This is a genomic window from Paeniglutamicibacter antarcticus (genome assembly GCF_039544305.1).
Lineage (GTDB): Bacteria > Actinomycetota > Actinomycetes > Actinomycetales > Micrococcaceae > Paeniglutamicibacter > Paeniglutamicibacter antarcticus_C.
Genome location: NZ_BAABLK010000022.1, coordinates 180,328 through 192,762 on the forward strand (window position 1 = coordinate 180,328; position 12,435 = coordinate 192,762).

The 12,435-nt window shown below is 61.7% G+C and carries 12 protein-coding genes and 1 tRNA gene; 8 read left to right on the top strand and 5 right to left on the bottom strand.

The features are described from left to right. Positions 1-40: 40 nt before the first annotated feature. From ABEA12_RS05870 to ABEA12_RS05880, 3 genes are all read left to right on the top strand, one after another. Complete coding sequence (locus ABEA12_RS05870; RefSeq protein ID WP_345466944.1) at positions 41-646, top strand: hypothetical protein; 606 nt, start codon at positions 41-43, stop codon at positions 644-646. Between the two features lie 134 nt (positions 647-780). Then, positions 781-1,935 carry a N(5)-(carboxyethyl)ornithine synthase gene (locus ABEA12_RS05875; protein WP_210099677.1) on the top strand — a complete coding sequence of 385 codons (1,155 nt, stop codon included), beginning with the start codon at positions 781-783 and terminating at the stop codon, positions 1,933-1,935. 51 nt (positions 1,936-1,986) lie between these two features. Further along, entirely contained in the window at positions 1,987-2,658 is a 672-nt protein-coding gene (locus ABEA12_RS05880; protein ID WP_210099678.1) for an alpha-ketoglutarate-dependent dioxygenase AlkB family protein, read from the top strand. Positions 2,659-2,684: 26 nt separating this feature from the next. On the opposite strand, the gene ABEA12_RS05885 is transcribed toward ABEA12_RS05880, so the two are convergent. Next, positions 2,685-3,671, bottom strand: coding sequence for an endonuclease/exonuclease/phosphatase family protein (locus ABEA12_RS05885; RefSeq protein WP_210099679.1), 987 nt, complete (start codon positions 3,669-3,671; stop codon positions 2,685-2,687). Positions 3,672-3,918: 247 nt separating this feature from the next. Here ABEA12_RS05885 and ABEA12_RS05890 point away from each other — a divergent pair, with 247 nt between their 5' ends. From ABEA12_RS05890 to ABEA12_RS05900, 3 genes are all read left to right on the top strand, one after another. Further along, positions 3,919-5,172, top strand: coding sequence for an NAD(P)/FAD-dependent oxidoreductase (locus ABEA12_RS05890; RefSeq protein WP_210099680.1), 1,254 nt, complete (start codon positions 3,919-3,921; stop codon positions 5,170-5,172). A 274-nt stretch (positions 5,173-5,446) separates the two neighbouring features. Continuing rightward, positions 5,447-6,583, top strand: coding sequence for an MFS transporter (locus ABEA12_RS05895; RefSeq protein ID WP_345467109.1), 1,137 nt, complete (start codon positions 5,447-5,449; stop codon positions 6,581-6,583). Between the two features lie 237 nt (positions 6,584-6,820). Beyond that, a tRNA-Ala gene (locus tag ABEA12_RS05900) sits at positions 6,821-6,893 on the top strand. A gap of 63 nt (positions 6,894-6,956) precedes the next feature. Here the strand turns inward: ABEA12_RS05900 and ABEA12_RS05905 are convergent. Next, positions 6,957-7,382, bottom strand: coding sequence for a hypothetical protein (locus ABEA12_RS05905; protein ID WP_210099681.1), 426 nt, complete (start codon positions 7,380-7,382; stop codon positions 6,957-6,959). Between the two features lie 253 nt (positions 7,383-7,635). Here ABEA12_RS05905 and ABEA12_RS05910 point away from each other — a divergent pair, with 253 nt between their 5' ends. Further along, the gene (locus ABEA12_RS05910) at positions 7,636-8,400 is read left to right on the top strand and encodes an SH3 domain-containing protein (protein ID WP_210099682.1); all 765 of its coding nucleotides are present in this window, start codon (positions 7,636-7,638) and stop codon (positions 8,398-8,400) included. A gap of 180 nt (positions 8,401-8,580) precedes the next feature. Here the strand turns inward: ABEA12_RS05910 and galK are convergent, their stop codons facing one another. Together galK and galT are read right to left on the bottom strand one after the other, a co-directional pair. After that, positions 8,581-9,726, bottom strand: a complete 1,146-nt coding sequence (gene galK / locus ABEA12_RS05915; protein WP_210099683.1) for a galactokinase — start codon at positions 9,724-9,726, stop codon at positions 8,581-8,583. Between the two features lie 11 nt (positions 9,727-9,737). Beyond that, on the bottom strand, positions 9,738-10,874 hold the full coding sequence (gene galT, locus ABEA12_RS05920) for a galactose-1-phosphate uridylyltransferase (protein ID WP_210099684.1): 1,137 nt from the start codon (positions 10,872-10,874) through the stop codon (positions 9,738-9,740). Between the two features lie 257 nt (positions 10,875-11,131). Between galT and ABEA12_RS05925 the strand changes: the two genes are divergently transcribed. Further along, entirely contained in the window at positions 11,132-11,908 is a 777-nt protein-coding gene (locus ABEA12_RS05925; protein ID WP_210099685.1) for a DeoR/GlpR family DNA-binding transcription regulator, read from the top strand. A 15-nt stretch (positions 11,909-11,923) separates the two neighbouring features. Here ABEA12_RS05925 and ABEA12_RS05930 read toward each other — a convergent pair whose 3' ends face one another. After that, entirely contained in the window at positions 11,924-12,421 is a 498-nt protein-coding gene (locus tag ABEA12_RS05930; protein ID WP_345466955.1) for a methylated-DNA--[protein]-cysteine S-methyltransferase, read from the bottom strand. Between the last annotated feature and the right edge of the window lie 14 nt (positions 12,422-12,435).

A 12,435-nucleotide genomic window follows, 5' to 3' on the forward strand; every position in this document is an offset into this window, starting at 1 on the left:
CCTCGCCAAGCGAGGTGGGGCACCTGTTGGCAAGACCCGCGTGGTTCGTGAAGTGATGCCCGGACCCATCGTCATCGACAGCACACCCCTGGCCTTTGAACTGCAGGCTTTTGGCTATGCCGGGATGCGGGCACGATCCTGGGCGCTGATTCTGCTGGGACCACTGCCCGCCTGTGGCCTGGGCTCGTTGCTCCTGAGTACCTGGGCCTTGGGATTCGGATACGAAACCTGGATTGTGCCAGTGGCTATTTCACTTGCCATCATGGTTTCGTGTTGGATGATTGGTGCCGTTCGGCTGCATTTGGACCGTCGAGGCAAAGCCGCGCCCGCGAAATGGTACGCATACAACCTCGGCCGATCTGCACACGTGAACCGCGGAACCGCCATTGCGCTCTATGCAGCGGCGGTGGCCATTTTCGTGTCGGGGGCGATGGTGGCCCCGAAAGCGGTGGATCCTGAGTTCATAGCGGTTGTCTTGGCGCTGTCGGCGAGCTTGGTTTCCATGTGTCCGTTCATGCTCAAAGCCGGTGAAACCATGAATCGACGACGTGAACTCTACGTGTCGTGGTTGATCAGGAACGCGGAGATCACTCTCGAGGATGTGCGCAAGCGCAAGCCCCAGGACTGGGTGCCCATGCGCTCGTAGAGGCCCGAATGCTCAGGCGACACAGGAGGCTTCAGCTTCGTCTTCCCGAGTCTAAAAAGAAGGTGTTCAGTGTACGGTGAGCCTTATGGAGTGGGTCACGTTGACCCTCCCCAAACAGGAAAAGGACATGAAGCATGGCCGTTGCTAAGAAACTTACATTGGGTGTCATTGCGACGTCACACAAGGTGGCTGAACGGCGTTTGCCGATCCACCCAGCGCACTTCGAACGAATCGACGAGTCCTTTCGCGACCGCATCATGATTGAAACCGGCTACGGGATACCGGTAGGCATGGATGACGAGGCGTTGGCGCCATTCGTCGGGAGGATTGCTTCGAGAAGTGAAATCCTGGCGGAAGCCGACATCGTCCTTCTGCCCAAGCCGCAGGTCGCCAACCTTGAGGAAATGCGCGAAGGCCAGACGCTTTGGGGCTGGCCGCACTGCGTCCAGGACGCGGCGATCACGCAACTAGCAGTCGACAAGAAGCTCACTCTCATAGCCTTTGAAGCCATGAACCACTGGGGCACCGACGGCAGCTTTGGGCTTCACGTCTTCCACAAGAACAACGAACTCGCCGGATACGCATCGGTGATCCATGCCTTGCAGCTTTGTGGCTCCACCGGTGATTACGGGCGCAGGCTCAGCGCAACGGTCATTGGGTTCGGGGCCACAGCCCGAGGTGCAGTTACCGCGTTGCACGGCCACGGCATCCATGACGTCCGGGTGCTTACCAGCCGGTCGGTTGCGGCCGTTGCCTCCCCGATCCACTCGGTGCAAATGGCGCAATTCGACCATGATGACGGACCGAACCTGAGCGAGGTCATTACTGACGAGGGACGCGTGCCGTTGGCCCCGTTCCTGGCCGAAAGCGACATCGTGGTCAACTGCACCTTGCAGGATCCCAATGCGCCCTTGATGTATTTGCGTACGGCAGACCTGGTGGCTTTCACCCCGGGAAGCCTCATCGTCGATGTCTCCTGCGACGAAGGCATGGGATTCGAATGGGCCAAGCCGACAACCTTTGCCGATCCCATGTTTATCGTCGGCAAGAACATCAACTACTACGCTGTCGACCACACACCGTCGTATTTATGGAACTCCGCCAGCTGGGAAATCAGCGATGCCATTCTGCCGTTCCTCGATGTGGTGCTGGATGGACCGGCTGCATGGAAAGAAAATGAGACGATCGCGCGGGCCATTGAGATCCAGGACGGAGTGATCCAGAATCCGGCGATCCTCGAATTCCAGGGCAGGAACGCGGAATACCCACACACAAAAAACGCCGGCTGAGGCCCAAGGGCTCCCCGCCTCCGCAACTGACCGAGCCGAAAGGAACCCAACGTGAGCACACTCTTTGCGGAGAGCTTCCTCGAACGGCCTCGACGTGAGCTGGCACCGGGAGCCTACTGGGTTCCGGACTGGCTCGGCGTCGAGGAGCAACGTTGGATCGTGGCACGGTTCCGCGACTGGGGGCGGGGCCCGGTGCCGCCGCGGGCCGCAATGATCGGCACGCATGAAATGTCCGTCCAAACAGTCTGCCTAGGCTGGCACTGGCGACCCTACGCATACTCGCGCGAAGCCGTGGATGTAAACGGCAACAGGGTCCTGGACTTTCCCGACTGGATGGTGCGCCTCGGACGCAAGGCTTTGTTCGCCGCCACTGGTGACAGGGCAATGGCCGAGGGATACACCCCGGATACCGCCTTAGTGAACTACTACGGGGCCCAATCGAAGATGGGCATGCACCAGGACCGCGACGAACGATCGGTTGACCCGGTGGTTTCGATCTCCATCGGGGACACCTGCAGCTTCCGCTTCGGCAACACCAGCAACAGGAACAAACCCTACGAGGACATCGCGTTGGCCTCGGGGGACCTGTTTGTTTTTGGGGGTCCGGCGCGCCTGGCGTTCCATGGTGTCACCAAGGTAATGCCCGGAACGGCCCCTGCAGATTGCGGGCTTGGGGCCGGACGAATCAACATCACCATGCGGGTCACCGGCTTGAGCGACTGAACCCGTCCCGTCATTGGCGTCGCGGACTATTGCCCAGGTAGATTCACCGTCGTCTTGATGGCCAAATGGTCACTGCGCCCCGCGGGAAGATCGGTATTTGAAACGACGCCCAATCCGCGTACCAGCACATGGTCTAGGCGCATCATGGGGAAGGGCTTCTGCGGCCAGGTAAAACCAAAGAGCCCCTCGTCCTGGTTCGGCTCGTCAAGGACCGCAGAGATCCCCTCGAATGCCCGATCGGTGCTCGTTGCATTGAAGTCCCCGATGGCAACGATATTCTCGTGTGGATCGGCCCGTACCACGGTGGCCAATTGATTCAGCATCTCGTCGCGATCGACATGGTCGTTGGGGCGGGCCGAAGCTGCATGGATGGCATAGAGGCGGATATCCCCGTGGCCGGTGGCCACCCGCGTCGATAGTGCCCGCTTCCAGCCCAAACCCAGATCCAGCGAACGTGAATCCCTTAGTGGGTATTTGCTCCAAACACCAACAGTGCCCACCACGAAATGATGGGGGTACATGGTAGCCAAGGCATCGGTGACTCGTTGGGCGCTGCCGGCATCGAGCTCTTGAAGGGCAATGACGTCGCTTTGGTGTGCCGAGAGCGCAAGCGCGGAATCTTCCGCTCCACCCGTTCCAGCCTTGATGTTCTGGCTGGCGAAGGTGAGGGTTTGGGCGCTCTGATCAGGTGCCGTCCATGCCAACGGAACGATCGATGGCGTGAACGCGAAAAGCCATGTGAAAGCCGGAACCAACAGGAACGCCAACGAGGTGCGGCTACGCGACGCCACTGCCAGCAGTAGCAAGGCAGGCACGGCCAGGCCCAACCAAGGCGCAGCATTGTCCAGCACCAATCCAATGCCTGCGACGTCGGGGATGCGGTTGTGGAACGCGATCAAAAGAGCGGTGCCCAATGAACCGAGAAACACCAAGAAACGCAGGAAGCGCTGAGCGTGCGTGAGGCGGCGCCTCTTGGGCTTGGTGCCCGGTGACCGGGAGGAATAGGCAGACATCGTTACCAAGAATCGCACATTGGTCCATGGAGCGCGTGGATACAAGCTGTGATTTTGCCCAGACTTCTTGGACGCCATATCCATCAGGAGCCTTGGAGATCTCCGGTTCGCTCCCATCGACCGCCTTGGACCTCTCGACTCTTGGCAAGCAAAGTGAGATTCTGAAATCAAGATTGTTCACGGTCACCACCAGTTTCGTGCAACACCCGAAACCCGGGACGGCCCTATCTTGGCAGGAGAAGAAACCATGAGCGAAACGTCATCGACACCGTCGGATGCAGGCAAGGACCTGGGGACGGTGGTCATCGGCGGCGGGCTTGCCGCTGCCCACTGTGTCCACGAGTTGCGTGAGGGCGGCTATACCAAGCCCGTGACGCTCATTGCCTCCGAAAACCAAATCCCGTATGAACGTCCACCGCTGTCCAAGGAATTCCTTCAGGGCAGCAAGCCCGCCCAGGACCTGGAACCCTTTCCAGCCAGCTGGTACTCAAAGACCGATGTCGATTTACGCTTGGGTATCACTGCCGAATCCATCGACCCCGAGGCCAAGACCGTAACGCTTTCCGATAAGTCGAGTGTGGGTTACGAGAACCTCGTGATCGCCACAGGGTGCCGTTCGCGGGTGGGCGGCAGGGACTCGAACATGACTGGATGGGACCTGCCCGGCGTCCACACGCTGAGGTCGCTGGAGGATGCCAAGGCGATCAAGGAACAACTGGTTTCCGGACGGCACCTGGTCATCATCGGTGCCGGGTGGATCGGGATGGAGGTCGGGGCCTCGGCGCGCAACGCCGGAGTCGAGGTCACTGTCCTGACCCCCGACGAGGTACCGCTTGCCACCGTCATGGGTAAGGACTTTGGCTCACACGTCGCGCAGCTACATATTGCCAACGGCGTCAGGTGCCACTTCGGCACGGGGGTCACAGGGATCGCCTCCGACCCGAACAAGGGCCTGATGGTTCAGACCGCGACCGGAGCCATCGCCGCGGATGCGGTATTGCTGGCCATTGGGGCGGTGCCCAACAATGAGCTCGCCGTCGCTGCCGGGCTTGAAGTGGGCAGCGGAGTCGTGACGGACGAGCACCTGCGCAGCAGTGACAAGAGCATCCTGGCCATTGGTGATATTGCCGAGGCGTACAACACCACGTTGGACCGCACCATGCGCGTCGAGCATTGGGACAACGCCATCCGCCAGGGCAAGCTCGCTGCGGCCACCATCTTGGGACGCGAGGAATCCTACGACTGGCTGCCGTATTTCTTCACCGACCAGTTCGACCTGGGCATGGAATACGTCGGGGACCGCGGTGCCAATGACGAAGCAGTGGTACGCGGAAACATGGAGAAGGGCGAATTCATCATCTTCTGGCTGCGCAAGGGAGTCATCTCGGCGGCCATGAACGTGAACATCTGGGACGTCAACGACCACCTGCGCAGCATGGTCGGCAAAACGATCACCGTGGCCGAGCTTGAGGACACGAGCAACGACTTGATGGAGCTGTAGCCCGGCAGGATTGTTCCGGTCAGCGGCGAGAGGCCACCTCTCGGCGTTGAGCGGGTCGTGGGGATGCTCACTGTCGTTACCGGCGGTTACCTTGGCCACGTAGGCTGGAGGCTGCTGCGGCAACTCCCACCCATGGGCCGCACTGCCATCTGCTTGCCGAGCCTTCGAAAAGGGACCCGTGAAATCTGCCGCCATTGCCCATGGACACCATGTTCCGGCCCGCTCCACTCAGCTATCCGGCAAGGCACTGCTACTGGCCGTAGTTGCCTTGGCCATGGGTGGGTTCGGCATCGGCACCACGGAATTCGCCATCATGGGCCTGCTCCAAGAAGGAGCAGCCGACCTGGATGTCACCAACGCACAGATGGGTTTGCTGATCTCTGCATACGCACTGGGCGTAGTGGTGGGGGCACCGATCCTCACCGCCTTGGGTGCCAAGGTTTCGCGCAAGACCATGGTGCTGTGGCTCATGGCATTCTTTACCCTGGCCAACCTCAGCTCGATCTTCGCCGCGAACTACGAATGGATGCTCGTCTCCCGGTTCCTTTCCGGATTGCCCCACGGAGCGTATTTCGGCATTGCCGCCATCTTGGCTGGCACCTTGGTTCCGGCATCGATGCGCGGACGTGCCATCGCATGGGTGATGCTGGGGTTGTCGGTTGCCAACGTGCTTGGCGTCCCTGTGGTGACGTTCCTGGGTCAGAGTTTCGGCTGGCGCTGGATGTTTGCCGTCGTGGGCCTGGTGGGTGCCTTGACATGGGTTGCCATTCGGATCTTCGTGCCCATGGCGCCGGCGGTCGAGGGTGCGAGCATCCGTAACGAGCTTTCGGCTTTGCGCAGTGGTCAAGTGTGGATGGCCATGCTCACCGGCATCATCGGTTTCGGCGGCTTCTTTGCCGTGTATTCCTATATCAGCCCGATCCTCACCGACGTCACCGGGCTGTCGATCAGGGCGGTACCTCTGGTGCTGGGACTCTACGGGATCGGCATGGTTGTTGGCTCACTGATTGGAGGCAGGCTCGCGGATTGGTCGGTGATGGGTGCCATCTATATCGCCACCTCGGCCATGGTTCTTTTCATGGCACTCTTCGGTCTGGTCGCCACCCATATTGCGCCGACCCTTATCCTCGTATTCATCCTGGGATGCACCGGGTCGCTGCTGGTTCCGGCGCTTCAAGCCCTGCTCATGGACTCCGCTCCGCATGCACAGTCCTTGGCAGCTTCCCTCAACCACTCGGCATTGAACGTCGCCAACGCGCTGGGAGCGGCCCTTGGAGCCGCTGTCATCACTGCGGGCCTGGGCTACCGCGCTCCTGCCTTTTTGGGTGCCGGACTAGCCCTTCTTGGGCTGTTGCTGGCCATTGCTACGGGAATCCGCGCCAAGCGCCTGGCCGGCGATAGCGCGAAATAGCCGTACCGGTGGAACGAGGTGCCCGATCCGGTCTTGTACCGCGCAATCAGGGATAATCCAAGAGATGGTTGGGTGCTTCCCGCGGGTGACTGGAACCGTATTGTGCGCTGACGCTGGGGCTGCGCGGGAGGCCGAAAAAACGATGTGCGGCTCCGATTGGCGTTTGTGCTCCATGGTGCTGTAGATTGTTATCTCGGTTCGGCAGCCCTTCGGGAAAGCTAGAAATCAATCCTTTTCGGGGGTATGGCGCAGTTGGTAGCGCGTCTGCATGGCATGCAGAAGGTCAGGGGTTCGAATCCCCTTACCTCCACCGAAGACCAAAGGCCCCAAACATCCTGTTTGGGGCCTTTCGCGTATTTCCGGATCGTTGGCGTCAGCTCAGGCGGCCCACGGGCCGGTATCCGGAGTAGCCGATCATGGCGCGCATCCACGTGACCAGCGGGGTGAGTCCGGTGTGGTGCAGGTCGTTGGCTCCTGCGATGAAAACCGGGACCTCATCCCGCATGGACTTGGACAACCGACGTAGGATCCGATTGGTGTCACCGGTTCCGGTCAGCAGCAGCGCCACCGGGCGAAAACCAAAAACGGCCCGGACCAATGCCAACCCGTGCATACGGGAAAAACGCAGTGGGCCAACCAGGACCATGGCGTCGAAATAGATCAGTTCATGGGCAGAGGAGCTCGTGACTTGGAGGAGCTCACCACGTATTTCATACGCGAACAGCTTCTCGGCGAGCTCGGTGGCGCGCAGCTTGGCAAGCGTGTCGCGCTGGTAATAAACAATGGCAACACGATCCATGGGATACCTCATTCCTGCACTGAACGAATGCCCTGGGCCGAGAACCCAAGGGTCGTCTAATCTCCATGTTACGCGGATTGGCTGAAAAATCGATGGTAGGGCCCGGAGCTTGATCGATATCCAGGGGCTGTCAAATGCACCGTGATGGGCACGATTCGGATACGAATTGAAACCGAGATTGAGTGGTCGTCCAGCGGCCCCCATTCTGTCGCTAAGGATGTTCTTGGGGAACTGAACCAGAAGGTGAATATCGATGCTGCGGCATGGGGAACAACGTAATCTCTTGCGGGGAATCTCTGCGATTCTCGTATCTGCAGCACTGCTGCTCACCTCGGTTCCCACCGTGGCTGCCAACTTGTCCCAGATGCCCGCACGCCCACCGGCGGCCTCCGTATCGGTGAGGTCCGCAACCGCCTTGCCGTCAAAGGTGAAGACGACGGCGAGCCTGAACATGCGCAGCGGTCCGCGCACGGCGTACAAGATTCTGGCGCCCATTCCCAAGGGCACAGCTGTGATAGTCATTTCCCGGTCTTCCTCGGGGTGGTACAAGCTCAGCTACAGCGGGCGCACGGGGTGGATCAACAATAAATATGTCACCACCGGTTCGTTCGCCCCGGCGCCCACGGGGCCCAACAGAATTTCACGGGTGGTGCTGACCTTCGACGATTGTCCCCGCACCCTGGGCTCGTTCACCGCGGCCATCAATTATGCCGCCGGCAACGACATGGGTCTGGTCCTGGCTCCCACGGGCAACTGCATCTCATCCTTCGAATCGCGTTACGGCATGGACCTGGCGGGATCGGCGCGCGCCAAGGGCCAATGGGTCATCAACCACTCGGTCAGCCATAGGGACCTGCGGACCCTGAACCGCGGCGTGCACACCAACTTCTCCAGGCCACCCTATGGGGCGATCGATGCCGGTGTGCGGTGTGGATACGACAGGGTCGGCATGGCCATCTGGACGTGGTCACCGGACACCATGGACTGGAGCGTGAAGTCCAAGGCCATCACCGTCTAGAGGGCGTCGGCAGCCAAGCCGGGGGACACCGTACCGATGCACATGCAGTGGCAGGGCTTCGAGTCGGGCGCGCTCAAGGCAAACCTCGCCAAGCGCGGGGTGAAGACCTGTCGCGGCTCCGACGTGAAGGGAGCAATTGTGAAGACCCCGGTCAAGCTCCCGTCCTCGTTGCCGTGCTAGTTAGAGGCGCCGCGCACCTGGGCCAGGGGCGACGGAGAAGATTTCCGGGGTGATGTATCCGGCCGCGGCAAAAGCCTCGTGCAGAGCCGTGCGGATCCCGTCGGCTTGCGAGGCCTCGAGCAGGGCGATTGCCGAACCTCCGAAGCCGCCGCCGGTCATCCGGGCCCCGAGCGCGCCTGCGGAGATGGCGGTATCGACCGCAAGGTCCAGTTCCGCGCAGGAGATGCCGAAGTCATCACGCATGGAGGCATGGCTTGCGTTCAGGAGGGCGCCGATGGCGCCAGGGCCGTCGGTGGACAGAAGCCCAACGGTGTCGAGCACCCGTTGGTTCTCGGTGACAATGTGCTTGACCCGGCGGAAGATCTTCGGGGCCAGGATTTCCTTGGCCTCGTCCAGACGCCCGACCGACACGTCGCGCAGCGCCGGAACACCAAGTTCACGTGCTCCCTGGGTGCAGGCCCGTACCAGTTCCTTGTACCCGCCCGAATCGTGGGCATGGCTGACCCTGGTGTCGATGACCAGGACCTGCAGTCCGGTGGAGGCCAGGGGCAGGGCCACTTGCTGGGCTTCGCGGGTGCGGCAATCGAGGAACAACGCGTGTTCGGGTGTGCTCAGCAGCGAGGCGGACTGGTCGAGCATCCCGGTGGGCGCTCCGACGAAGTCGTTCTCTGCCTGCTGACAGACCAACACCAGATCCTCGCGGGAGAGGCCCAGATCCAGCTGCTCGTTCAAGCCCAGAGCCACAGCACATTCAATGGCCGCGGAAGACGAGAGACCCGCCCCGATCGGCACCGTTGAATCCAGCAGGATATCGGCTCCGGGCAGAGTGAATCCACGTCGTGCCAAGGCCCAGAAGACACCGGCGACGTAGCGTGCCCATGGCTCAACGGCCGCGGGAAGCAGGCTCTCGAGTTCCGCCTCGACGACGGGCCCTCCCTGGGTGGAGGCCACGCGCAGCAGCCGCACGGAGTCCGCGGGCCGGATCCTCAACGCGATGCCCGCGACCCTGTCGATCGCGAAGGGCAATACGAATCCCTGGTTGTAGTCCGTGTGCTCCCCAATGAGGTTCACTCGTCCGGGAGCTGCAAAACATGCGTCCGGGATGGTGCCGTAGAGTGCGGTGAAGGCATCGGGCAGGGCACTCATTGCATCGTCTTTCACGTGGCGTCGGTGAGGATCTGAAGCCGGGCCGCCGAATCACGCAGGCCGGCGGCGGCAGCCTCCGGGGTGACGTCGCCAATGAAGGCGCCCATCGCCGCCTCGGAGCCGGCCAGGTACTTGAGCTTGCTTTCGGCGCGCCGCGGCGAGGTCAGCTGCAGGTGCAGCCATGCCTCGTCACGGTGCGGGTGGTTCCGCGGGGCTTGGAACCAGCCAGCGATGTAGGGGGTGGGGGAGTCGTACAAGCCATCGACGGTGCGCAACAACCGGTGGTACATTCCCGCGAGTTCGTCGCGTTCTTCGCCACAAAGTTCGCTCAGGTCTGCCAGTTGGCGGTGCGGAACCAGATGAACCTCGATGGGCATGTGAGAGGCAAAGGGGACGAACGTGGTGAAATGCTTGCCGCGTTCGATGATGCGCCGGCCGTCGGCCACCTCGAAGTCCAGGATCTGCGACATCAGGTTCTTCCCGGTGCGCGCCTTGTGTTCTGCGGCCCGGGCTAGGTGGTTCTCGGTTTTAGGGGTGGTATACGGGTAGGCGTAGATCTGACCGTGGGGGTGGTGCAGGGTCACCCCGATCTCGGCGCCGCGGTTCTCGAAGGCGAAAACCTGCTCAATGCCGTCCAGCGCGCCGAGTTCGGCTGTTCGCTGGGCCCAGGCGTCGATCACCGTGCGGATGCGGCGTTCCCCAAGCGAAGCAAGGGAATCGGTGTGGCCTGGGCCGAACGCGATGACTTCGCAACGGCCGTGGGCCGGTCGAACTGCTCCGAGTTCGGCGGACCCGTGCACTTCGTGCTGTTCGGGACCGAAGGAGGGGAACCTGTTTTCAAAGACCACGACATCGTAGGTGTCGGCAGGGATCTCGCTGGCCATGTCGGCGCGAGTGGGGCACAACGGGCATTTGCTTGCCGAGGGAAGATGGGTGCGCGCCTGGCGGTGGGCGGCAAATGAAACCCAGTCCCCGGCCAGTGCGTCGTAGCGCAGCTGCGCGGTCGGCGGACGCTGCGGAAGCTCGCGGGCGTCGGCCGGCACCACGAATCCGGCGGGTGCGTGGCCGTCGTCAAAGAAGTAAATCAGCTCACGGCCGTCGGCAAGCTTGCTGCGTGCAGGTTCCGTCGGACTCGGGTTCTGATCCACTGATGCTCCTTCGAGAGAGGTACAAAAAAATCAAACAATTTCGATCATATTCTATCGGAAAGCAACGCTGGGAGGAAGATGCCGGGCCTGCCGGTCCGCAAAACGTTCGATTAACGGAGTGACCAGTGCGTCCCAAAGCCGCTAGTCGTGCAACAGGACGAAGAGTTTCGCTCAATGTCGAACACCCATCGACGAAATATGTTCGTTTGTTCGCTAGCATGGTCTTCTGAACCCGCTGCCCAACCGAACGGATCGCCATGACCGAGATGCTCGCAAGTGCCCGCCAACAGCGCATTCTCGAGGCGCTGCGCGAACGCGAGCAGGTACGCGTGACTTCCCTGGCCTCCGAGCTGGGTGTCTCGGAGATGACAGTGCGACGCGACTTGAACGCGCTGGCAGCCCGCGGGGCACTGGTCAAGGTCCACGGTGGTGCCACGCTTGACGCCGCGCCGACCAGCAGCGAACCGGGCTTCACCCACAAGCTGGCGTTGGAAGCGGCGGAAAAGCTGGCGATTGCCCAAGCCGCGGTGAAGCTGGTCAAGCCCGGCATGTCCATAGCGTTGAACTCGGGCACCACGACGTATGCGCTGGCAGCCCAATGCACGGACATCAAGGACCTGACGGTGGTGACCAATTCCCCGCGAATCGCCGAGATCTTCTACGCGGCGGCCAACCCGAGCCAGAACATCATTCTCACCGGTGGCATCCGCACGATCTCCGATGCACTGGTCGGCCCCTTGGCACTCACGGCCCTGGACCAGTTGCACGTCGACTTACTCTTCCTTGGCGTCCATGGGATGACTGCCGAGGACGGATTCACCACCCCGAACATGCTTGAGGCGCAGACCAACCAGGCCTTCATCAGGGCCTCCGCACGGCAGATCATCCTCGCCGACCACACCAAGTGGGCGGTAACGGGGCTGTGCCAGATCGTCCCGCTCTCCCAGGTCGATGCATTGATCACAGGAAACAGGATCGATGAGGAAGCCAAGGTCATCCTGCGCCAGAGCCTGGATACCTTGATCCTGGCCTAAAGCACGAGGGTCCGGCTAGAAAAGAGTCGCTTCCGCCGCGGGTTCCAGGCCCTCGAGGCGAAGCAGGAACAACTTGGCGGCCAGTCCGCCGGCGTAACCGGTCAGCGAACCGTCGGCGCCGATGACCCGGTGGCACGGAACGATGATCGAGATCGGGTTGCGCCCGTTGGCCGTGCCCACGGCGCGGGTCAGCTTCCCGTCACCCAAGGCCAGTGCCAGCTGCCCGTAGGTGCGGGACTGCCCGAAGGGGATGGAAGTCAGCTGCTCCCAGACCCGTTTCTGGAACTCGGTGCCCGAGGCATCCAGCTCCACTTCGAAGGACTGCCGGCTTCCGGCGAAGTACTCGGTGAGCTCGCTGGCGCAGCGGGCCAGGTGCGGATCCTCCTTCACGGATGGCAACCGTGCGCCCATAGCCTCGGGGCTTGGCGGATGGGCATGGTTTTCCATGTAAATCCCGGTGATCCCGCGATCGGAAGCCACGATCCGCAACAGGCCGATGGGAGATTCCACCATCGCGTGGAGCAACC

Excerpts from the sequence above, each read along its gene's own strand:
- ABEA12_RS05875 (WP_210099677.1), top strand. The coding sequence starts at position 781 with ATGGCCGTTGCTAAGAAACTTACATTGGGTGTCATTGCGACGTCACAC.
- ABEA12_RS05885 (WP_210099679.1), bottom strand. The coding sequence starts at position 3,671 with ATGTCTGCCTATTCCTCCCGGTCACCGGGCACCAAGCCCAAGAGGCGC.
- ABEA12_RS05890 (WP_210099680.1), top strand. The coding sequence starts at position 3,919 with ATGAGCGAAACGTCATCGACACCGTCGGATGCAGGCAAGGACCTGGGG.
- ABEA12_RS05895 (WP_345467109.1), top strand. The coding sequence starts at position 5,447 with ATGGGTGGGTTCGGCATCGGCACCACGGAATTCGCCATCATGGGCCTG.
- ABEA12_RS05905 (WP_210099681.1), bottom strand. The coding sequence starts at position 7,382 with ATGGATCGTGTTGCCATTGTTTATTACCAGCGCGACACGCTTGCCAAG.
- ABEA12_RS05910 (WP_210099682.1), top strand. The coding sequence starts at position 7,636 with ATGCTGCGGCATGGGGAACAACGTAATCTCTTGCGGGGAATCTCTGCG.
- galK (WP_210099683.1), bottom strand. The coding sequence starts at position 9,726 with ATGAGTGCCCTGCCCGATGCCTTCACCGCACTCTACGGCACCATCCCG.
- ABEA12_RS05925 (WP_210099685.1), top strand. The coding sequence starts at position 11,132 with ATGACCGAGATGCTCGCAAGTGCCCGCCAACAGCGCATTCTCGAGGCG.
- ABEA12_RS05930 (WP_345466955.1), bottom strand. The coding sequence starts at position 12,421 with ATGGTGGAATCTCCCATCGGCCTGTTGCGGATCGTGGCTTCCGATCGC.